Annotated in this window: 20 protein-coding genes and 1 riboswitch; of the genes, 10 read left to right on the forward strand and 10 right to left on the reverse strand. The window is 54.2% G+C overall.

What is annotated here, in order from left to right:
• Window positions 1-4: 4 nt before the first annotated feature.
• From K1V27_RS21320 to K1V27_RS21345, 6 genes are all read right to left on the reverse strand, one after another.
• A complete protein-coding gene (locus K1V27_RS21320; protein WP_258932275.1) occupies window positions 5-2,686 on the reverse strand; it encodes a DEAD/DEAH box helicase in 2,682 nt (893 codons plus the stop codon).
• A complete protein-coding gene (locus K1V27_RS21325) occupies window positions 2,670-3,056 on the reverse strand; it encodes a HepT-like ribonuclease domain-containing protein (RefSeq protein WP_258932276.1) in 387 nt (128 codons plus the stop codon). Before K1V27_RS21325 ends, K1V27_RS21320 begins: the two co-directional genes overlap by 17 nt.
• Window positions 3,049-3,354, reverse strand: coding sequence for a nucleotidyltransferase family protein (locus K1V27_RS21330; protein WP_258932277.1), 306 nt, complete (start codon window positions 3,352-3,354; stop codon window positions 3,049-3,051). Before K1V27_RS21330 ends, K1V27_RS21325 begins: the two co-directional genes overlap by 8 nt.
• A complete protein-coding gene (locus K1V27_RS21335; protein WP_258932278.1) occupies window positions 3,351-5,591 on the reverse strand; it encodes a site-specific DNA-methyltransferase in 2,241 nt (746 codons plus the stop codon). Before K1V27_RS21335 ends, K1V27_RS21330 begins: the two co-directional genes overlap by 4 nt.
• 564 nt (window positions 5,592-6,155) lie before the next feature.
• Window positions 6,156-6,563, reverse strand: coding sequence for an NIL domain-containing protein (locus K1V27_RS21340; protein ID WP_258932280.1), 408 nt, complete (start codon window positions 6,561-6,563; stop codon window positions 6,156-6,158).
• 14 nt (window positions 6,564-6,577) lie between these two features.
• Window positions 6,578-7,834, reverse strand: a complete 1,257-nt coding sequence (locus tag K1V27_RS21345; RefSeq protein WP_258932282.1) for a homocysteine biosynthesis protein — start codon at window positions 7,832-7,834, stop codon at window positions 6,578-6,580.
• Window positions 7,835-8,007: 173 nt separating this feature from the next.
• Here K1V27_RS21345 and K1V27_RS21350 point away from each other — a divergent pair, with 173 nt between their 5' ends.
• From K1V27_RS21350 to K1V27_RS21395, 10 genes are all read left to right on the forward strand, one after another.
• Window positions 8,008-8,463, forward strand: a complete 456-nt coding sequence (locus K1V27_RS21350) for an RrF2 family transcriptional regulator (protein ID WP_258932284.1) — start codon at window positions 8,008-8,010, stop codon at window positions 8,461-8,463.
• Window positions 8,460-8,741, forward strand: a complete 282-nt coding sequence (locus tag K1V27_RS21355) for a hypothetical protein (RefSeq protein ID WP_258932285.1) — start codon at window positions 8,460-8,462, stop codon at window positions 8,739-8,741. Before K1V27_RS21350 ends, K1V27_RS21355 begins: the two co-directional genes overlap by 4 nt.
• A gap of 29 nt (window positions 8,742-8,770) precedes the next feature.
• Entirely contained in the window at window positions 8,771-9,373 is a 603-nt protein-coding gene (locus K1V27_RS21360) for a 4Fe-4S dicluster domain-containing protein (protein WP_258932286.1), read from the forward strand.
• On the forward strand, window positions 9,370-10,230 hold the full coding sequence (locus K1V27_RS21365) for a CoB--CoM heterodisulfide reductase iron-sulfur subunit B family protein (RefSeq protein WP_258932287.1): 861 nt from the start codon (window positions 9,370-9,372) through the stop codon (window positions 10,228-10,230). Before K1V27_RS21360 ends, K1V27_RS21365 begins: the two co-directional genes overlap by 4 nt.
• An 82-nt stretch (window positions 10,231-10,312) precedes the next feature.
• Complete coding sequence (locus K1V27_RS21370) at window positions 10,313-13,351, forward strand: CoB--CoM heterodisulfide reductase iron-sulfur subunit A family protein (RefSeq protein WP_258932288.1); 3,039 nt, start codon at window positions 10,313-10,315, stop codon at window positions 13,349-13,351.
• A gap of 396 nt (window positions 13,352-13,747) precedes the next feature.
• Window positions 13,748-13,815: riboswitch (Fluoride riboswitch) on the forward strand.
• 137 nt (window positions 13,816-13,952) lie between these two features.
• Entirely contained in the window at window positions 13,953-14,999 is a 1,047-nt protein-coding gene (locus tag K1V27_RS21375; RefSeq protein WP_258932289.1) for a dynamin family protein, read from the forward strand.
• A gap of 349 nt (window positions 15,000-15,348) precedes the next feature.
• A complete protein-coding gene (locus K1V27_RS21380) occupies window positions 15,349-15,924 on the forward strand; it encodes a recombinase family protein (protein WP_258932290.1) in 576 nt (191 codons plus the stop codon).
• Window positions 15,925-16,135: 211 nt separating this feature from the next.
• The gene (locus K1V27_RS21385; protein WP_258932291.1) at window positions 16,136-16,690 is read left to right on the forward strand and encodes a hypothetical protein; all 555 of its coding nucleotides are present in this window, start codon (window positions 16,136-16,138) and stop codon (window positions 16,688-16,690) included.
• Window positions 16,691-17,096: 406 nt separating this feature from the next.
• Window positions 17,097-17,495, forward strand: a complete 399-nt coding sequence (locus K1V27_RS21390) for a transposase (RefSeq protein WP_258932305.1) — start codon at window positions 17,097-17,099, stop codon at window positions 17,493-17,495.
• 467 nt (window positions 17,496-17,962) lie between these two features.
• On the forward strand, window positions 17,963-18,355 hold the full coding sequence (locus tag K1V27_RS21395) for a sulfite exporter TauE/SafE family protein (protein WP_258932292.1): 393 nt from the start codon (window positions 17,963-17,965) through the stop codon (window positions 18,353-18,355).
• 41 nt (window positions 18,356-18,396) lie between these two features.
• On the opposite strand, the gene K1V27_RS21400 is transcribed toward K1V27_RS21395, so the two are convergent.
• From K1V27_RS21400 to merA, 4 genes are all read right to left on the reverse strand, one after another.
• Window positions 18,397-19,227 (reverse strand): arsenite methyltransferase, encoded by an 831-nt coding sequence (locus tag K1V27_RS21400; protein WP_258932293.1) that lies wholly within the window; start codon window positions 19,225-19,227, stop codon window positions 18,397-18,399.
• A gap of 32 nt (window positions 19,228-19,259) precedes the next feature.
• Window positions 19,260-19,541 carry an HgcAB-associated protein HgcC gene (gene hgcC / locus K1V27_RS21405; RefSeq protein WP_258932294.1) on the reverse strand — a complete coding sequence of 94 codons (282 nt, stop codon included), beginning with the start codon at window positions 19,539-19,541 and terminating at the stop codon, window positions 19,260-19,262.
• 317 nt (window positions 19,542-19,858) lie between these two features.
• Window positions 19,859-20,086, reverse strand: a complete 228-nt coding sequence (locus tag K1V27_RS21410; RefSeq protein ID WP_435051688.1) for a bacterioferritin-associated ferredoxin — start codon at window positions 20,084-20,086, stop codon at window positions 19,859-19,861.
• Window positions 20,087-20,320: 234 nt separating this feature from the next.
• Window positions 20,321-21,751, reverse strand: coding sequence for a mercury(II) reductase (gene merA, locus K1V27_RS21415; RefSeq protein ID WP_258932295.1), 1,431 nt, complete (start codon window positions 21,749-21,751; stop codon window positions 20,321-20,323).
• Window positions 21,752-21,762 lie beyond the last annotated feature (11 nt).

The following is a 21,762-nucleotide window of genomic DNA, read 5'->3' on the forward strand; positions in this document are numbered from 1 at the left end:
CGCATCAACCACGGTATTCGGTAAAGCTGCCGAGCAGCTGGCGAAATGAAGCGGGCTTGTATTTGCTAAAGCTTTCCTCGTCCACATAGACAAAATCATAACGGACCTCCTGCTGGGCGAGGTTGACGTCTTCGCACCACTGCCGGAGGCGCTGCATTTTCAGCGGCACGTCCGGGTCTTCCCGCCCCTTGGTCTCGACGATATAAATCTCTCGCTCCGACACCTTGACCAGAAAATCCGGGTAGTAGCCGGCAATGTCTCCGTCGGCATCGACATATTCCAGTTTGAAGTGCACCGCCAGATAGTTTTTGGCAAAGGAGACCACATCCTCGCAACCGTCCAGGAACTGGGCGAACAGCAGCTCGAAACGGCTGTCGCCGATGATCCGGTTGAACACGCTCTTTTTGGGGATCAGATAGCCTTGTTCCTTGGCGACAAACGGACGGGTATCCCGCAGTTTGATGCGCTCGCAAATCACGGCGCCGCCCTTATCCTGAATGGTCAGGGCGTTGATCGCCTGCTTGCACGCCTCCATGAGCGTCTTTGTGGCTGCAAGCTCGGCGAGGTTGCGCAGGGTGTTGGGATCTTCCAGGTCCACGCTCCGGTCGAACAGCCCGTCCTGCACAAACTCCTTGACCTTGCCGTAGAGCACGTCGTAGCCGCTCACCAGCCGCAGGTCCTGCATGAGGGTTCGCGCAAAATAGCCGATCGCGCTTCGATAGTCCGCCACCCCCAACGAATCTAGAATGGTTTTGTGTGTCACCTCCCCGGTGGTGATGTCCTTAAAGACGATCTCGCGCTGTTCTTCTTCGCTGAACCGCCGGTAGGAAACTCGAACATAATCGACGGCATGCATGTCCAGGCCGTCCAGGTTCTTATACTTGCGCTGCATGCGGGGAGTCAGCAGCGGAATTTCGATATCCAGGGCGGCCAGGTCCTTTTTCTCATTTTCCCGGTCCACTTCGATCACCAGCGGCGTGTTGGGACGGGCGCCTTCCCCCATGGGCTTTTGCTCCAGCACCACACCCTCGGCTTGAATGGACTCGACAAACTCCATAAAAGCGTTGGTGCCCACCACGCTGACATATTCATCCACACTGGCGGCATACATTCTGCGTAATCCGCGGCCAAGCGTCTGTTCCGGCAATATGTTGCTCTTGGCCGAATAGGCGCGCAAACCCACAATGGTGGTTACGTTACGCACATCCCAGCCTTCCTTGAGTACGAGCACGGAAACAATAGCCTTATAGGGGCTTTCCTCGCCGTCAATCTCGTTGGCCTGTTTTCTCAACCGCTCCAGCTCTTCCTTGTTCTTGCCGCTCACCGCTTCGGATATTTCCCCGTTGTTTTTAGTGTGAATCACCAGTACGGCATCTTTCAGGTCGGGATAACAGTCTTCCAGATAGGCGGCCACTTCATCGCAGTTTTTGGTGTCGTCGGTCATGACGAATAAGATGGCCTTTTTGCCCATTTTTTCGTGTTCGGCATACGCCTTGCGCCATTCCACCACGCCAAGATGAATGTAGTCGGCATATTTTTCGGTGTATTTGGAGCTCTGCCGTTCCGCCAGCCGGGAGCGGCTGGGAGCGTCGGGCAGCACCGGGTGTTTGACCACGTTTTGCCAGATGGCCTCAACCAGAGGATAGTCGGCCACCGTCTGCACGAAAATGGCCCCGTTGTTGTGCCTGGGGGTGGCGGTAACATCCACCTGCAGGGACAGGGCATCGCCCTTTTGCTTCAAACGGTGGTGAATATCCTCGATGGATTTGAACCAGGCCAGGCGTTTGTCGTGGATGTGGTGGGCCTCGTCGTTCAATACCACCAGTTCATCGATGTCGCGCACAATCATCCCCAGGTCCACTCGGGAATCGGTGGTCGCACCGGTGGGCCGTTTGCCCAGAAAATAATCCATGGTGTTTTCATCGTCGGGCGATGGCGGAATATCTTCGCCGGCGTACACCCGGTGGATGTTGGTCAAAAAGATATTGCCCGTCGGACGGATGACGCGCACCTCGTCCTGCACATGCAAGGTGAGCTGAAAATCGTCCCGCCAGTTGCGCCCGTCGAAGCCGTTGTCCGGCAGCACCGGGTCCTGAAAGAAGATGCGCAGTCCGCTGAAATCCTTATAGATGCGATCCAGCACGATGATGTTGGGGGTGATCACCAGAAAATTTCGCGCCAGCTCCGAATCCGGCTCGTACAACTTGTGGAAATAGCTCCAGGCGAGCACCAGGCTCATGACCTTGGTTTTGCCGGTGCCGGTAGCCATCTTCACCACGAAGCGCCGCCAGGTTTCGTCGAACATGCCCGCCGTGACCGCACCCGAACTGTCGAACCTGAGCAAATCGTATTTATCCTTCACTCCCACCACGTCATAAAGATAGACGATGGTCTCCAGAGCTTCCCGCTGGGCGTAGTAATACTGAAATTCGGCTGAAGTCCCGTCCAGTTGGGGCAGCAGATGCGGCGTTTCGAACCACCAGTTGAGGAGGCTGCGGCTGGTATCCGTTGCCCTTTCGTAGCCCGCCTCCCGCCATTCCTTAACCTGCCTGCGTAGTTCCGGCACCAGCGGCGGCAGGAGCTTCTCAAAGCTCGATTCGCGCAGCGCCTCATCGGCCGGAAACCAGCGGATGGCCGGGTCGAGCACGGCGTGCGGGGAACCGGGAAAATCAGGGTGCAGGGCCACTGGCAATCTCCCTCTTTATCTTCTCGACCGTCGCAATCAAAACTGGAATGTGGTCGCGGCAAATGGCAAACACGACTTCCGAATTGATGTCAAAATAGTGATGACTGAGGATGTCGCGCGCTCCTTTGGCTCCTTTCCAATCCACTTCAGGATATTTTGGGAGAAGTGCTTCGCCAGTGATCCTATCAAGGTGTTTCAGGCTTTCCCCAATGGCAATGAGCATCATGCTTATGGCATCCAAGCGATCAAGTCCTTCGTCAGAGCTCAAGAAATCATCCGAATGATGGATGGGGTGAAAACGCCGTTTGATTCTGCGGGCCGCTATCAGGATCTGCTCCAAAATCTCGCTGACCAGTTCAACGTCATACATAGACAGCATCCCTATCGATCCGCTTCTTCAAGAAAGGGTTCATTTTTTTCCGATAATGGATAATGTCCACGTGCCCGTGGAGTGCGCCCTCAAGAGTATCCTTGATATGCACCATGTAAAACAGATTCGGCTCACGCATGCGCACCACCACGTCCACATCGCTCACCGCCGTCGATTCTCCTCGAGCCACAGAGCCAAAGAGGCCCAGCGCGGTGACCCCATACTGTTTTGCAAACTCCGCTTTGTACCTTTTCAGGATTCCAAGCACCTCTTCACGGGCAAGATATGCGGCCGTCATATCGTGACCTCCACAATCTTCATGGTGTCGTTGCCGAAAATGTCCATCACCTTGACGGCCAGCTTGCGCTTCCCCGGCAGGCATTCGTAGAAAATGCTCATGAGCTCGAGAGATCGGTCCTTCTTGGTGCGAAACGACTGCCATTCGTTCTCGAAAACATAATCTCCGGTCCAGACCTCTTCCCATTCGCCGCTCTCGACGTTTTGCACCCGGATGATCTCGCGCTTGTTTTCGAAGTCGAAGTCCACCGCCCAGTAATCCACCCAGTCGGTCCAGTGCCGGGTGAGGACTTCACGGCTCGTGAGGCCGTCTTTGTCCTTGCTCACCTTGACGATTTGGCCCTTTTCCACCACGATTTTACTGCCCTTGTTCTTGAGGGCCGCTTCGGCGGCGGCCACCGAATCCTGCGAGTAAAAGACCGAAAAATCGGTCAGCTCCACCGCTACTCGATTTTTCTTGAGGTGCGGCTTGACTTCGAGAAAGGCCACGTCATGGAAGACCACCTGATTTTTTTCGACGGCGCGCTTGTCGAACACTTCGGCGGGGATGTACTTGGGGGCGATGTCGATGCCTTTGGCCCTGGCTTCGTCCAGCACATTCGGAAACAGCCCCATCTCGAACTCGAAGGCCAGAATGTCCACCCGGATGATGTGCTTCTGCCGGCATTCGAGGATCACTTCTTCTACAAACAGGCGCGTCACCGGCAAATTGACCGGCCCGACCGCCACCAGCCGCGCGGCCTTTTTGCCGTGGAAGGTGCGAAAGCCCTCCACTTTTTCAGCTCGATAAGCGCGCAGAATCAGCTCGAGAAAGGCCGCTTCGCGCTCTTCCAGCTGCCTTTGCTGCTCCTCTTCCCGCAGGTTGGGATTGATCCCTATGTAGTGCTGCCGCTCGTATTTGCCGAGATTGAGGATCTCGAAGGCGCGGTAGGTTTTTCCCTCGGCTTTTCGCTGCCGCTGGACCCCGATCATGCGCTTGCGGGTGGTGTGGATGGCGAATTTCCCCAGATCGCTCACGATCCATTTGCGGCCCAGCTTTTCCGCCACCGCCGCGGTGGTCCCCGATCCGCAAAAGAAATCGGCCACCAGGTCGCCTTCGTTGGAGGAAGATAGAATTATTCGTTCCAGCAACTCTTCTGGTTTTTGAGTTCCATACCCTGTGTCCTGTATAGCCTGAGAGTTTACTGGCTTAATATCTGACCAGATTGATTGAAGAGGTACCCCCTTTGATTCGTCCAAATATCGTTTGTATCTAGGCATACCGGAAGAAGTGAAGACTATTCGCCCTTCGTTAATGAGGGTCTCCATTTTGTCTCTTGTCCATCTCCAAGTTCGGACGTGACCATTAACCTCATAACGGAGGTTAGGGCGATCTTTATTCTGGTTAAGGCAATTATCAAGTGTATAGCGCCGTCCAGTACCCTCCTCTATGTTGTTGTAGTGAGATTCCACAAGCTCCATTTTTACCGGCGTATGCTGCTGATTCCATATAGTTTTTTCGCTTTTTCTGCAGAAAAGTATCGAATCATGGGTCGCGGGATAGTAGTATCCGTGGCTCCTTGCAGATACACGCTGCCATATGATTTCCCTCTCGAATCGATTTATCCCAAATACATCTTCAACAATGGCTCGCACATGGTGACTTACATTAGGCCCAATATGCACATAGATGCTCCCATCCTCCGCCAGCAAATCCCGCATGAGCACCAGTCGCTCGTAGATCATGCTGATGAAAGAATCGGCGCCTTTGCCCCAGGTGTCGCGGTAGGCGATCTCTTCCAGGATGTTGGGCTTCTTGGTGAAGGTGTCGCCGCCGATTTCGATGTCCATGGAAAAATCCGCACCGACATCGAACGGCGGGTCGATGTAGATCAGCTTGAGGCCGCCCTGCTTCTCGATTTCTTCGCGCATGGGGCCGTTTTTCAGGCTGGATAGGATCAGTTTGTTGTCGCCCCAGATGAGCTTGTTGGTCCAGCCTTTGAGCTGGCGGCCCCGGTTGTCGGTGTTGAACAGATGCAATTGCAGGGAGGTGTCCTTTTCGGAGCGCGGCTCGTCCACCTGCTCGATCACCTGAAACGGCAGCACCAGGTTGCACACTTCGCTGGTCTTGCCGTTCCAGACCAGCTCCACTTCACGTTTGTCCGCAAACAGCAGAAACCGGTACTTGTCCGGCAGCGGCTTGTCCGCCTCCAGGTAGCGGATGATGTCCTGCTTTTCCTGTTCCGTCAGTCGAGCCATGGGAAGTCCTTTTGCAGTTGAACCCTTCACGCCCGCTACAGCGCGCTCAGTGCCAAAGAGCTGATTAAGTGGCTGCCCGAATTCATGATTGAATGAGTTTTGCGAAAGAGAGGCGGGATGTCAAGAAAATTACCAGAAAAAGCATGCCGTTGGATTGCATGAAGCGACAATCCGTAGCTCGTTATTGTTCAATAAACCTATTCACACGTCTTCAAACTTTCCGAATCGCAGGCCCTCCGCCTGCACTTCGATCCTTTCTTCATACCGAAAACAATAAAACCATGCCGCTCTGGAAAGGGGCTACACACCCCTCTCTACAGGGTTTTGTCAGGGAGTGCTTCGCACACCCTGACCTTCTACGGAGTACCCTGTGCGTGTTGCGAAAAGGGTTTCCCCATTTCTATTACTGGTCAAGCTGCGGAGGCTTCGGCGATTTTGTTCTGATAATCTTCGATGGCGTTACCCATGCCAATAGAGGAAGCACGAGCTACTGTCAGACCAAGGCATTTCACCTGAGAAATCTTCAAAGAAAATAATGTTTATTTATTGGGTCGACACCATTGTTCAAAATAGTATCTCCATGGCCTTATAAGGGCATGCAGGGACGCACAGTTCACAGGCGATGCATTTATCGCCGAAAAAGGAGACGTGCATGGTCGGACGCTCCACCGCCAATGCTCCGCTAGGGCAAATAGAAACGCAGGCGCCACATTCGATGCACCGTTCCTGACGCCGATTGACTTCCTGGGCAAGCGACTGCACCGCCAATCCTAATTCCGCCAGATAGCGAAGGCCGGCTTCCAGCTTGCTCTTTTTGCCGGATATTTCCACCATCAGCTTTCCTTCTTCCCGGGGAGTGATTCTGGCGCGAAGGATGTTGACTCGCAAATCGAACTTCTTGATCAACTTATAGGTGACCGGCTGATCGACCAGATGTGCTGGGAAATTCAAAATCAAACGTTTCACAGCCATTTCCCCTCTGCTCCCTAAATTGATGAGTCCACACCCAAGCGTTGTAAACCCATAGGCGTCGCCCGATTCTGGACAGGCCTTTCCGTGAGCGGTCTGAACTGAATGCCGGAATCCACGGATGGCAGCGAAACGGATGATTCGGTGAGGAAGAACCGGCCGTTAAGAATCCATTCTCTGAGGATCGTAGCAATCTCCTTGGCCCTGGCGTAGGAAGATAAACCGGCGGTTTTCACTTTTTTACCGCGGACCGAGATCGAACCGGACTTCAATTGTGCATAGCTCACTTCGCCAAGACTGATGGGATTGCAGTTGGGATAAGCTTCGCTATAATCCACCACCTGGGCGAAAATATCCGCATCCTGTACGCTGGCAAAGCGAAGGACCTCCTCGTCGAGAATGGGAATGGGTACCCCGATGCCTACGGCGAGAGTTGTTCCATATCCTGTGAAAGATGCTCCCCGCAGCCAGCGCGAGCTCATCTGCTTCAAATTTCCCATCACACAGAGCGTGCCCGCTCCCATCCGCGGCACGCCATTCTCGCCGCGAGGAACCGTCGGGTTGTGCTGAGTGCCGCTACCCACGATATAGCCCACGCCGCCGCCAAGAAAAATGGCTGTCCCCATGCCGATGGTGCGGTAGTAAGGATCGTTCATGAGGGGACTCAACTGGCCGGCGCTGCAGTAGGTGGCATTTCTCATGCCGGGCTGGAGCAATCCCATATAGGTGTGGATGACACGATCGGAGAGATTGACGGCCACATTATAGTTCTGGTAGGCATTGCGCATGTTGAACAGCACCGCTTCATTCATATCTTCTAAACGTATCCAGCTATCCAGACCGCGGCGCGGGTAGCAGTCGGTGCCGTATGCCTGAGCGACTAGCCTGACATCTTTGCCCGCCACCAGGTCCTCGATCACGTGGGCACCGCCGTATGCAAACTTGCCCGGGTAAATTCTATTACGCGGATCATCTTCGGGCAGCGCCGTCGAACCCAAAAACAAATCGACGGCCGCAAAGCCGGTATAGGCCGGCACATCATTTAGCGTGACCCGCCCGCCGCCGAGTTTTATACGAGGCCTGGAATGGCCCGTGTTGAAGTAGGCTCCCGATGAACACATAGGCGCAAAGGTTCCGGTGGTGACCACATCGACTTCGGTCGCGGCTTGTTTAATCCCTTTTTGTCTAACCATTTCGATGACCTCTTCCGCATCGACGACAACCGCTTTACCATGCTTGATTTTCTCATTGATTTCCCGGATGGTCTTTGCCATGAATGTCTCCTGTGAAATTGCATAAGCCGCTACTTCCACATGCTGAATTTTCCCGTACGTCACACCCCAGCCGTTTGGCATGTTTGTTCTTGACTTTAAACTATACTTGTTTAATATAGATTGTCAAGCTTTCTTCATTAAATGGTCAGACCTTGGAGAAACCGGAAGCATCGATGAAGTTATCCACCCGCAGCAGGTACGGTGCAAGACTCCTGCTGGACATGGCCCAGCATCACCAAAAAGGGCCGGTCCAGATTGGAGACATTGCGAAACGCCAAAACATTTCCGTCAAATACCTGGAACAGCTTATCATCCCTTTGAAGAAAGCACGCATTGTAAAGAGCGTCCGCGGAACCAAGGGAGGTCATTATCTCGCCAAGCCACCCGAGCAGGTCAGCATAGGTGAAATTGTGGCCCTTCTTGAGGGAAGCGAAACCATCCTGGCGTGCACGGATCATCCCGAGAGCTGTGAGCGTGCCGACATTTGCCTGACTCGTCAGGTATGGAAAGAAGCACAAGAGGCCATGTACGCTAAGCTCAACTCGATCAGTCTGGCCGACCTCATTAAAAAGGGTGAGTCAATCGGTGGCTCGGACCATTCAGAAGAAACGGAGGGACAACCATCGTGACCGATGTGATCCGTGAGATCAAAAGCATGCAAGATGCCGAGCAACTCACGGAGGGTATCCTGCGGGGGCTTAAAACCGGAGAGCCCGTGTTCAACCCTTTTAAAGGGTCCTTGGTCGAGTTGAGTAACGGCGCCTTTATGTTTAAAGGCGAACCTCTTGAGACGGATCAAGTGCGCCGCGCTGTGAGGGATCACCTGTGGAAAAATCGGGTGAGATTTAACCGCCAAATCAAAAGATGGGCAGCGGTAGGCGGCAAGGTCATCGATTGCGGCTGCTGAATATTGAGAAGCAGGAGTTGATAACCAATATGAACGAAAAATCGCCATCTCTACAGCTGGACGGTCGAATTCATTTGTGGCCGCAGGCGGTGGCCGCCGAGACGGGCATCAAGGCATCGTCGTGCTACCAATGTCTGCGCTGCACCAACAGCTGCCCGGTGAGTACTTTTATGGACATCAAGCCGCACCAGGTCGTGCGCTTTGTGCAGCTGGGACAAAGAGAAAAGCTGCTGGAATGCTCATCGGTGTGGGTTTGTCTGTCCTGTGAAATGTGTTCCACCTACTGCCCGAATGAAATCAATGTGGCGGGTCTGATGAATTTCGTGAAGAATTCCGTTGTGGCCGGCCACAAGAGGCCCGCCGAAATGGAAATCGCGCTGTTTCACGAGATTTTCCTGGAGGTCCTTCACAAGTACGGCCGGATGAATGACCTTCAGCTCATGCAGAGATTCAAGTTGAAAACATTGCTCACCGGCCATCTGCCTTCCTATTCGGAGTTCAAGCAGGAAATGAGTCTGGCCAGGGAGCTTTTCGAGCGCGGCCGCCTCAAACTGTTGCCGGAAAGGAGTCGGGCGGTGAAGGAGATCCGCGCGATACTTGAACAACGCCGCGGAAAGGTGATTTCGACATGATACAGATGGCTTATTATCCCGGCTGCGCGCTGCAGTCCATGAGCTGGGACTATCGTGAGTCCATCAAGCAGGTTGCAGCGGCACTCGGCCTTCAACTGGTTGAAGTTGAGGAATGGACCTGCTGCGGAGCTACAGCCGCCCACAGCCTGGATGAACGCATGTCGGTGATGCTTCCGGCCAGAAACATCGCGGGCGCCGAAGCGCTCGGTCTCGATATGGCTGTTGCCTGCCCCATGTGCTTCAAGCGGCTGGCTCTTTCGAGAAAAATGCTGCAAGAAAAACGGGTGGACGATCCCTGGCTGCTGAAGCTGGATCGGAACATCTTCGACCTGGCCCGGTTTCTTGCTTCGGAGAAGATGCTGGAAAAGATTCGGGATCAGGTGCGGCGCCCTCTCGCGGCGCTGCAAGTTGTCTGCTACTACGGCTGCCAGGTGGTTCGGCCGCCCAAGATCACCGGCTACACGGATTACGAGAATCCACGGCATCTGGACCTGTTGGCGGCGGCTGCCGGAGCTACGGCCATCGACTGGTCCTATAAAGCTACCTGCTGCGGCGCCAGCATGGGAATACCGAAAAAGACGATCGGACTCACTCTGGTGGCAAAACTGCTCAGTGCCGCTCATGCCGCCGGGGCCCAGGCCATCGTGGTGTGCTGCCCGCTTTGCCACAGCAACCTCGATCTTTTGCAGCCTGAGCTGCGTGCGCAAAACAGCTGGGATTGGGAACTGCCGATCCTCTATTACACCGAACTACTCGGCATCGCCTTCCGTCTGCGTTCCATTGACGCCGGCCTGGCCAGCCATTTGGTCGACCCGAGACCGTTTATCGAAGGATGGACTGTGAGCAGTGATGAGTGAGCGGTGAGCAGATCACAATTTGTGGCTGCAAAATGAGGATTCACATCCGAAGCGGCTATTCAATAGGAAGAAGTTGAAAGTAATGATGAAAGCAACGAATCAAGGTTCCCGGGCGGTATTGATCATAGGGGCGGGAATCGCCGGTATGCAGGCGGCCCTTGACCTTGCCGCCATGGACTATGAAGTTTATCTGCTGGACCGCTCCCCTTCCATCGGGGGCAACATGGCGCGCCTGGACAAAACCTTCCCCACCAACGACTGTTCGACCTGCATGATTTCACCACGGATGGTAGCTGCTTCGCGCCATCCGAACATTCACATCATGACTCATTCCGAATGCACGGGACTGGCAGGGGAGCCCGGAGCTTTCACGGCTCAGGTGCGCGTCCATCCCCGCTATGTGGACCCGCAAACCTGTATCGGTTGCGGTCTGTGCGTTGAAAAATGCCCGAAAAAGGCGCCCAACGAATACAATGCCGGTATGGACACTCGCAAAGCCATCCATTTCCTTTACCCGCAGGCCATCCCGCTGGTTCCCGTAATCGACACCGAAAACTGCCTCTATTTCCAGAAGGGAAAATGCCGCATCTGCGAGAAGCTTTGTCCGACCAAAGCGGTTCGTCTGCAGGATCAGATCCAACAGCTGGAGCTATCGCTGGGGGCGGTCATTTTGGCCGCGGGATTCGAGCTCGGCCTGGTGCCTCAGGCCGGGGAATACGGCCACGGCCGGTATCCCAATGTGGTGGCAAACCTCGAATTCGAGCGAATGCTGTCGGCAGCCGGACCTTTTGGGGGGCAGCCCAAACGGCCGTCAGACGGAAAGAAGCCTCAAAATATCGCCTGGATTCAGTGCGTTGCCTCGCGCGACAGCGCCCGCAAACGCAATTTCTGTTCTTCGGTCTGCTGCATGGCTGCGGTCAAACAGGCCATTTTAACCCGCGAGCACGACCCGGAAAGCCGCGCCACCATTTTCTACATGGATATCCGGGCTCACGGAAAGGACTTCGACCGCTATGTGCTGCGGGCCAAAGATCAATACGGGGTGCGGTTCATACGCAGCATGCTCTCTCAGGTCATGCAGAATCCGGAAAACGGCAACCTGATCATCGAATATTACGACCGTAATACCCTCGAACACAGACAGGAAGAATTCGATTTGGTCGTCCTTTCGGCCGGATTTAAGCCGAATAAATCCATCGGGCCTCTGATCCGCACCCTGGGTCTGCAGCAGAACCGGTACGGCTTCATCGAACCCGATCTGGAAGACCCTACTCACACCTCCAAACCGGGAGTTTACGTGTGTGGCGTCCTGGACGGCCCCAAGGACATTCCCGAATCGGTTTCGAGCGCCAGTGCTGCGGCGGCAAGTGTTGCCGCACTGCTGGGCGGACATTCCGATGCAGATGTGCCGACCCAATCCGAGCGTCCGAAGATGCGAGACATGACGGGGGAAGCGCCGCGTATCGGCGTTTTCGTGTGCCATTGCGGAAAGAACATCGCCGGCGTGGTTGATGTCGAAAGCGTGCGCCGTTATGCGCAAACACTCCCGCATGTGGTTGCAGTCGAAGATTTCATGTTCACCTGCTCCTCCCAGACCCAGCAGCGCATGCAGGAGCTAATCGGCGAACACCGGCTCAATCGGGTGGTGGTTGCGGCCTGCTCACCCCGCACTCACGAGCCGCTTTTTCAGGAGACGCTGCAGAGGGCAGGTCTGAACAAGCATTTTTTCGAGATGGCCAACATCCGCGATCAATGTTCTTGGGTGCACGCAGACGATGCGCATGCGGCCACCGACAAAGCAAAAGACCTGGTGCGCGCAGCGGTCGCTCGAGCGGCTTTGCTGGAGCCGTTTGATGATGTGGCAACTGAAGTTGTTCCTTCGGCACTCGTAATTGGAGGCGGTCTGGCGGGCATGACGGCGGCTCTCAACCTGGCCGACCAGGGACTGACCGTCCATCTGGTGGAAAAAGAAGAGCAGCTGGGCGGAATGGCAAGAAGGATTCATCACACGCTCGAGGGCGGTTCCCCGCGGCGCATGGCGGAGCGGCTGGCGCTTCGCGTCAAAAGCCACCGCAACATTGCACTTCGAACGGCGGCCACTGTGCAGGCTATTTCCGGCAATGCCGGGCGCTTCAAGGCGCTTGTGCAGCAAAACGGAGCATCTTTTGATATTGAGTGCGGTGCCGTAATCCTCGCAGCCGGCGGTTCTCCGTACCGGCCGGCAAGCTCCGACTACGGCTACGGGGAGCATCCAAAAGTGGTCACGCAGCTGGAGCTGGAAGAACGCATTATGAGCGGCAAGGGCGCGCTTCCACAAACGACGGTGATGATTCAGTGCATCGGCTCGCGCAACGACGACTTTCCGCTCTGCAGCCGAGTCTGTTGCGCGGCAGCGGTGAAGAACTCCATTTTGCTGCTGGAAAAGAATCCAGCAGCTTCGGTTTACATCCTCTACCGGGATGTGCGCACCTTTGGCTTCAAGGAAGAATACTATCGAAAAGCGCGGGACCGTGGAGTGATCTTCATCAAATTCGAGCCGGAATCGCCGCCCGAGGTCCTGTTTAATGGGGATGAAGTGCGAGTCGACGTGTTCGATCCCGCCAGCCAAATGAACCTTGAGATCGGACCGGACCTGCTGGTTTTAAGCGCCGGCATCCGGCCGCAGCCGGAAGTGGACCAACTCGGGAAGATCCTCAAGCTGCCCTTTATGCAGGAAGGCTTCTTCATGGAAGCCCATCCCAAGCTGAGCCCGCTCGACTTCAGCAGGCCCGGCGTGTTCGTTTGCGGATTGGCACACAGCCCGCGATTTATCGAAGAAAGCATCACTCAGGCGCTTGGCGCCGCCGCCCGGGCCAGCGGACTCCTTTGGAAGAAGCAAGTCTACAGCAGCGGCATTGTGGCTGAGGTAAAACGGGAGCTTTGCTCAGCCTGCCTGGTCTGCGTGTATACCTGCCCTTACCAGGTTCCGTATATCGACAAGGAACGGGTATCGGTCATCGACCCCGAAGGCTGCCAGGGCTGTGGCATCTGTGTTTCCGAATGCCCTGCCAAAGCGATCACCTTCAAGCACTACAACGACGACCAGATTCTCGCTCAGATTGAGGGGGCGATCAATGTTTAGGGACTCCGAAAATGCGCATGGCCAGTTAAACACCTCGTTCCCACGCTCCCGCGTGGGAACGATTCCGATCCTCCAGTAACTTCCGTGTTCCCTTAACAACCCAATCGGTTGGCGACCGATACCGCCGAGCAGGCGTGGAACCGTCAGTTGGAATCGCACTATTGTTATCGACATCCGCCGGTTGACATGATTAAGGGTAACTTCTCAAAAAATGCAGGAACATGGAGCTAAGCTCCGCGTCCGTCATTCCCGCAGGTTTTTTAGCGGGAATCCAGAAAGGCGCGCGGGGCTGGATTCCCGACAAATATCCCTGATAATGTTATCCTTGCAGCCACGGCTTGTCGACCAAAACAATGTTGGTTGACACGGAAAACATTATCGGCTAGAAAATCATAGAACAATCAAGGCAATGAAGTCTGCCTGAACTGCCCGGAAAGCTCCGGGATGATGACTTCTACCCAAACGGGGTGGAAGTCAGAGAAGATGAAGACTTTTCACCCCACTTGGCAAGGCCGGTGGGGTTTTTGTTTTGGCAACCGTATTTATTTAGACCCCGCGCCAGCCTGACTGGGCGGGGTTTTTTGCTTCAGGAGAATGCACCATGATGCTCGATGCCTTTAGACAAAGACGTCAGAACTTGTTCGATGCTCTCGGCAGCCTGAAAGGATTGGCGGAACTTCGCGAGGATCGAAATGTCCTCGAAAGCGTTGACGAAATCAGTAGAAAGCTTGCCGACAACCGATTTTACCTGGTGGTCCTGGGCCAGTTCAAACGGGGCAAAAGCACCTTCATCAACAGCCTGCTTGGAACCAGGCTGCTGCCGACAGCCGTGGTGCCTCTCACTTCTATTGTGACTGTGCTTCGCTACGGCGAGGAAGAGTGCGTTGAAGTCCGGTTCGAAAACGGTGACAGGCGGTGTGTTGCTCGTGATGAACTGGTTGATTATGTGACCGAAAAAGGCAATCCGGCGAACGAAAAAAATGTGGCCCAGGTCGAGATAAGCTATCCCTCCCCGTACTTGAAGGACGGTGTCCATATCATCGATACGCCGGGTGTGGGATCGATCTTCTCGGACAACACCCAGGTGACTTACAATTTTCTGCCCAAAGTCGATGCGGCTCTCTTCCTCCTGGCGGTGGACCCTCCCATGAGTCAATCCGAGCTGGATTTCCTTAAAGACGTGAAGCAATACGTCCAGAAGATCTTCTTCATCCAAAACAAGATTGATTATCTGGATGAAGAAGACCGGCGGGAATCGATGCTCTTTTCCAAACGAGTGATCGAGGAGGCTCTGGGAGACGGCAAAGTGAACATCCATCCGCTATCGGCCAAACAGGCCCTGGAGGCCAAACTGAATAGGGACGAAGGAAAATTGGAACAGAGCTTTCTGCCCGACTTTGATCGCGTTTTGGGAGATTTTCTGACCCGCGAAAAGGGCAAAGTCCTCCTCCAGTCGGTGCTGCAAAGCGGGCGCAAATTGCTCTCAGACGAAGAATTCGCCGTCAAGTTGGAACAAAAGGCCGTGGCCACCCCGCTGCAGGATCTGGAAGAAAAGATTCGCCTGTTCGAAAAGCAGCTGGAAAAGATCCAGGACCAGAAAAAAATTAAGGGCGCGAAGAATCGATTCCGCATCCCTCGGCCCAAATAACTCTTGAGCCTTTTCGAGAAACAGCTTGTGCCTTGTTTGCTCCAGATTATCCGGCGCCATGAGACCGAAATGCCCTGAATCCTTAACGAGATAGCCACAACACGCAGGAGCTGCGTCCATAAAAAAATTTAGTTCAGCTTCGAAAATTGTCAAGTAAATAGTCTCAAAAAACTTAGTAGAAGAGGATCAAAGCACCACTGAAGCATAGAGTTCATCGTGTGCAAAAAATCTAATTTTATTAAATGATCAACCGACATTTTCCATTGACTTTTGTCCACCAGCTGCTAATTTTTGTTTGTGTTTTTTTATGTTTTATAAATCAAATGTAGTTGAATACGAAAGGACGGCAATGGGAAGGCTTGTCGGATACGCACGGATATCGGTGCTGGAGCGGTCATTCGAACCCCAGATAGAGGATTTGCGGAAGGCTGGGGTGAGTGAAGAGCTCCTTTTCAGTGACGAGGCCATAGTCGTCAGAGACACCTGGAGAGGACTGCAAGATTGCCTGGATGAGCTTCAGGCAGGTGACACTTTAATTGTGTGGCGACTTGACCGCATTGGAAAATCCCTTTCTCAACTTGTCAATTTCGTTGAGGACTTGCAGAACCGGGAAATCGGCTTCAAGTCATTGCGCGACACGGTAATTGACACAACACAGAGTGACGGCGAAGTAGTGTCAGACGTTTTTTCTTGCCTTGCCCAATTTGGCCGCCGTCTGCTTCAGGAGCGCGCTCGAGTCGGCGTCGCGACCGGCCGAGCCAGGGGCAGACAGGGAGGAAGAAGACCCATCTTTGCCAGCGACCCACGGGTTCGAGCGGCAAAGGCAATGAGCCTCGATGAAAACATCACAGTCAACGAGATTTGCACAGCACTCAAGATATCGAGGGCAACATATTACAGGTTTCTCGCCCTGGCTGATGAATAGACTGGTTACGGGGAGGTTACCCAGCGCTCATTTGGCTAGCACCTCGTCAATTTGGTTGTGCACTGGCTGTGCAGGGTTGCTACAGCACGGGTGTTCTTCCCCTTCGACAGGCTCAGGACAGGCTTCGATATCTCAGGGCGCACGGCCCCCGGTCGGTACCCGTAAAGCAAGCTTGACACAGCACTGGTGAAATTCAGTGAAGGAAAGGTTGATGGTGGATGCTCCTGCAAAAGCTGACGGTCTAGTCTTGTTTGAAGGCGATAATAACGCGTCAAAAGAGCCTGGCGCCGGACTGCAACATCTGAAACAAATGACCCTCACGGTTCGCAAGATCATCAGGAACTCGGAGTTTAGCGGCAAGCAGGCGGAATTGTATACAGAGACGGATAGTATTCTAGATGAAATCAAAAGCTTGCAGCAGTTATCCGCTGACATGCGGGTTCATCGCAAGTTGATTGAGCTCTATGATGATCTTTTGGGCGAACGCCTGTGCGGTGAACTCGATAATGAAGCACGCAGCTATGTCCTCTCTCGCAAGGAGCAAGCACGCCGCACACTTGACTCGCTGCAAACAAGGCTGGACCGAATATACGAAATCAAAATGAGGCTACATAAGTTGGAATTTGTTGCAAACGCCGGCGCCCGCGAGAGGATGGGCGGGGTGCAAATTGATTTGGAAGGGTGCGGCAATGAAGTGCACCGCCCGGCAAAGACAATCCAAGTACATGGCCCTGACAATCAATCCAATTCCTGGCTTGATGAGTGAGAAATGATTTCAATCTTCACAGTTATCATTGAGAGACATCAGTGACGATGACCGTTCGAGCTTATCCCACACATGGAATTGCAAAGTTAAGTGGTTGTCCGTATTGTTCCAGGAATCTCTGTGATCAGCAACACCACGAAGCGGGTCATTCGAGAGATCAGGGCCTGTTCAAGGTGAGGTGCCCCGCTTGTGGGTTCACCAAATGGTACCGATTGAAGCCTCATCCGTGATCGGATTTGGTTGAGCTGGAAGGAGAAAATCACAATTGCAGGGACATATTTGGACCGAATAAAATCCAGGCGATGGCAAAAAGGTGGCAGGCCCAAAGGATGGTACTTTGCCATTATTCTCATGCAAGATGACGGCGCATACGAAAGTGTCATGCTGGAGCCTCAATTTGATCACGGTGAGTATGCCATCAGCTGGATTCGGCGCAGGTCAGAGTGCAAACGTGGGTGAACAGAAGATCACCTACTTCGAGGACACCGACAAGGTCCTCTATCGCTCGGCCATGACCCATGCGAGCAACAAAAAGAATTTTGAAATTTTCACCGCCGAGGAATTCATCGCCGCCATCACTCAGCATATTCCAGACAAGAATTTTCAGATGGTCAGACACGGAGCCTGTCCTGAGCGAAGTCGAAGGAACTGGTATTCGAATAGAAGTAGCAGGGACAGAAACAAAGCCGGCCTCCCGAGGCCGGGAGATGAGCCGGCGTCTTCGGCGCAGTCCCTGGATGTGACGGTCCTGGATGTGTCCGACTATAAGCCCCCGCGCATCCCCTCAATCACGCCCATGGCGTGACTGGCGGAAGCTCATTAAGAAAATCTGCGAGGTGGATCCCTTGACTTGTCCCCGATGCGGCTATGACATGAAGATCATAGGCCTCATTCACCAACCCGCCGTGATAGAATGTATCCTCCGTAATCTCGGGTTGTGGGACCGGCACCCGACCCCTCTTGAGGGAAAACCCAAAGCACCTGTCGATGGGCCGGTTGTCCACGACGATTTTGATCACGCCTTGGCGTGACTGGCCCGGATATGAAGAGCCCGTCTTCGTATACCACTAGACCAGGGCGCTGGAGAAATCCCCCAGCGGCTACCACGGGAGCAGTCTGCCCGCAAACGCGGACAAATACCCTTCTTCAACTTCTGCGCAAACCAGAAAACGCGCGCAAAGCTCAATGTGCGTCGAGGTATGCCGATCGTGCGACCACCACGGTGTACACCGTGGTGCTGCTTGTCACTGCTCACCTGAAATCGGCACAAAAATGGCCTTGACACTACCGCCAAACCCTGCTATCGAAAAATCTCCTAAAAGCAATTTCTTATCACCTATCACCTCACCCATTGTGGCGCCGTTTTTCGTAGCCATCTTCAAAATGCCGGTCTACACGATAGCCGGCGCCGCTCTTATGGGAACCTTCATCACATCCGTTGCGGGCGTTGTCTTCTATCAGCTGCTGGACTTTTACATGAGTACGCAGATGTCGGTGGGACCCGATTGGGTGCTCGGCGCCTTATTCGGCATCGGAGGCTTTTGCGGCATGTACCTCGGAGCGCGCTGCCAAAAGTACGTCCCCAGCCGGGTGATCAAACTGATTCTGTGCGCCTGCATTCTGTTTGTGGCTCTCAAATACGAGGTTGGGTTTTTTTTGCAGTGAGCAGTGAATAGTGAATAGAGCCGCTTTCAGGTTCTGCTCGGTCATGCAGGCTTTGACGCAAAAACCTTGATGCTTGCTACCGAGGTTGCAAGGTCGTTCAGCGCTTCGGGTGACATGCTTGAGTCTGAGCAGATGGCCTGTGCTGTCGGGTCCCCAGATATGAGCTCGATTGGGTAGATGTCCTCGCCAACCACCTTAATTTCCAGGAATCCTGCATCTTCCATGGCTGCAAGGTACTCATGCTTCATCAAAGCTCCGGCAATGCAGCCGACATAGGCTTCTATGGACCGCCGAATGACCTCGGGCAGCTCTTTCAGCAGAACCATGTCGGAGACCATCAGGCGACCGCGCGGCTTCAGCACCCGAAAGGCCTCCCGGAAGACTTTCCCCTTGTCCGGCGATAGATTGATCACACAGTTGGAAATGATGATATCGACCTGATTGTCTGAAACCGGCAGGCTTTCGATTTCTCCCAACCGGAACTCGACGTTTGTGAAGTTTCCTTGCGCAGCGTTTCGTCTGGCCTTCTCGATCATCTCGGGGGTCATATCCACCCCGATCACCCTGCCATTGGGTCCTACCTTGGAAGCCGCGAGAAAACAGTCGAAACCGGCTCCGGAGCCAAGATCCAGGACGACTTCTCCTTCCTTGAGAGAAGCGAGCGCCACCGGATTGCCGCAGCCAAGCCCAAGGTTTGAGCCGTCAGGTACGGCCTGCAGTTCCTCGTCGCTGTAGCCTATCCTTTTGCTGATATCTTCCGCCGGGCCGGCGCTTCCACAGCAGGAGCTGTTACTGCCGCAGCATGGTATATTCTGCAGCGCCACCTTAGCATAGCCCGATTGTACCGCCTTTTTGATCTCTTCAGCTTTCATTTTAAACACCTCTTTCTAATCTTTTGAAAATCTCAAAGCCCGCTCATGCTCTTCAGCACCGGACCGAGGAATTCCTTGACGCGCTCCGCGAGGGCATCAGCCTTGATCAGGGTGAAACAGCATATCTCTCCGTCCTTCTTCCAGCTGACGAGGGCCAGCTTATCCCCCGCCCGGATATTTGCCCGGTCGCGCAGCTCCTTCGGCAAAACCATCTGCCCTCTCTCGTCAACCGCAATGAGCGACTCGATCTTGCAGCAGTCTTGTTCTGAAGCCTCGGGATTCCAGCAGGGCTCGCTTTTGCTCTTTCTTGCCATGATTTTTGTCTCCATGGAGGGGCTAAATTAGGTTCAATCAATTCAGAATATTCTGATTGATCAGAATTTATCATGACACCGTTCTTTGTCAAGCCCAAAGATTTGGTCTCAACTCCCGGAGATAGACCTGCGAATCAGTTCGCTTGGAGGTATTTTTGAAAGCTGACCAGCTTCTCCCAAGTAGGTGCGTCATCCCAAGCCGTAGTTCAAAGGGCGCGAAACGGAAACAAATCGTACGCTAACGTTTGGCAAACGATCATAGTGCCCTGTGCTGATCCCGCGCAACATACTTCCTTAAGTGGTCGACCTAGGATTCGTCAAAGAAGCCTTGATGCAATCCCATTGCGTCTCATGGTGTTGTCCACCACCTGGCGGACGTCGGCAAGGCATCAGCGACCTTTGGGGTTTTTGGTAGCGCACTGACATCCCCCCGCCTTCTTTTCCGATACAATTTTATCCATGATGGTGGATCTGCCATTTTGCAAAACATCCCTCTCGATATCCAAAGTGGTGTAATTGAAACAGTAGCAAATCAGGTCTTCCATTGACTTCTCCCATAAATTTTTCTTGATCTTTGTGTTCCGGGTTGCTCCTTGAATGAGCCCGAGAATGCCCAGCCAGACAAGCGGCGCGGCAAAACTGACAAAACTGAATATAAAAAACACAATGCCACTTTATGTATAGGCCACCAATGGGCCGATGGTCCGAGCCCAAAGCAACACAGAAGAGCAAAGGGTGGACCTACCTTATTCAAGTGGGGATACTTCATTCTGCTTCCTTCAATCGGCGCAGCACGAAAGCTTCTCAGGGTTCTTGTAGCGCGAGATGGCGGCTATTTTCAGCGCTTCGGCCATCGTCGGATAAACATGGATCAGGTCGATAAAATCTTGAAGCTTGGCATGAAAGCGCATTGCCATCGCTGCCTCATGGATTACTTCGCCCGCATTGTGCCCTACCATGGATACCCCGAGCACCTCATTGGTCTCCGCATCAGCGACCATTTTGATAAGGCCGCGCGTGTCGCGAATCGCTCCGGCCCTCGGCACCAAACTCATCGGCACCGTGTTGCACCAACAGGGATGGCCGGCGGCGATGGCCTCTTCCTCGGTCATGCCCACCAGCCCGATCTGGGGGTCGGTGAAGAGTGCGCGCGGTATGACACGGTGGTCAACCTTACGAACATCTTCGTTGGACAGGGCATTATGGGCGGCGATCCCGCCATCGTGACTGCCGACGGGCGTGGCAAATTGACTACCAAGCTGTGATCCGATCACGTCGCCCGCGGCAAAGATATGCTCTATGCTGGTGCGCAGGTGCTCATCCACCATTACCTCCCCACGCTCGCCGAGCCGTACGCCGGCTTTCTCTATGCTGAGCTTATCGGTGTTGGAACGCCGTCCGGCAGCGACGAGTAGAAGTTGGGCTTTGAATGACCGGGACCGATTATCCAGGATGGCGTGGACGACGATCCCCTTATTCTCCTGCTCTACACCCTGTACGTTCGCTTTGGTTAAGATCTGTACGCCCTCGTTGACCAGGATTTCCTGGATTGCCTGACCGACCTGTGGCTCGTAGCCGTGGGCGAGCACTTGGGCGCTGCGCTCAAGGATGGTGACCCTTGTGCCGAAACGCTGGAACATCTGCCCCAGCTCCAAAGCAATATAGCCGCCGCCGACGATCAGCAGGGACTCGGGCAGATCTTTCAGTTCCTGCTCCTCGCCCACGGTCAGCAGATCGCTGGTCAGATACGGTACGCGGTCAAGCCCTTCGATGGACGGCTCGACCGGCCGCGATCCCGTTGCGATCAGGACCTTCTCGCCGCGCAATCGCCGACCGTTGATCTCCAATGTGTGCGGATCAATGAAAAGGGCATGGCCGCGCTCAATGCGAATTCCTCCGTCGATGAGCCTCTCGTACTTCTTCCGGCGGTAGTCCTCGACAAGCTGGTCCTTTTGTGCGATCAGATCAGCGAAGGCAAGCCGCATTTCGCCGGTGAGGCCAGGGTAGCGTGGGTGGTTTGCCTCAGCCAAGATGTGAGCCGCCTCGATCAGGTTCTTCGACGGCAGGCAGCCGCGATTGACGCACGTACCTCCAACGGTGCGATTCTCGGTCATGATGGCAGTCTTACCCAGTTCCCGAGCGCGCAGAGCCGCGGCAAAAGCTGTCGAGCCCGCACCGAGGATCAACAGGTCACAGTCGAATCGCTTCATGATTCACCTCC

This window comes from Desulfoferrobacter suflitae, from assembly GCF_022603395.1.
Lineage (GTDB): Bacteria > Desulfobacterota > Syntrophobacteria > Syntrophobacterales > Syntrophobacteraceae > Desulfoferrobacter > Desulfoferrobacter suflitae.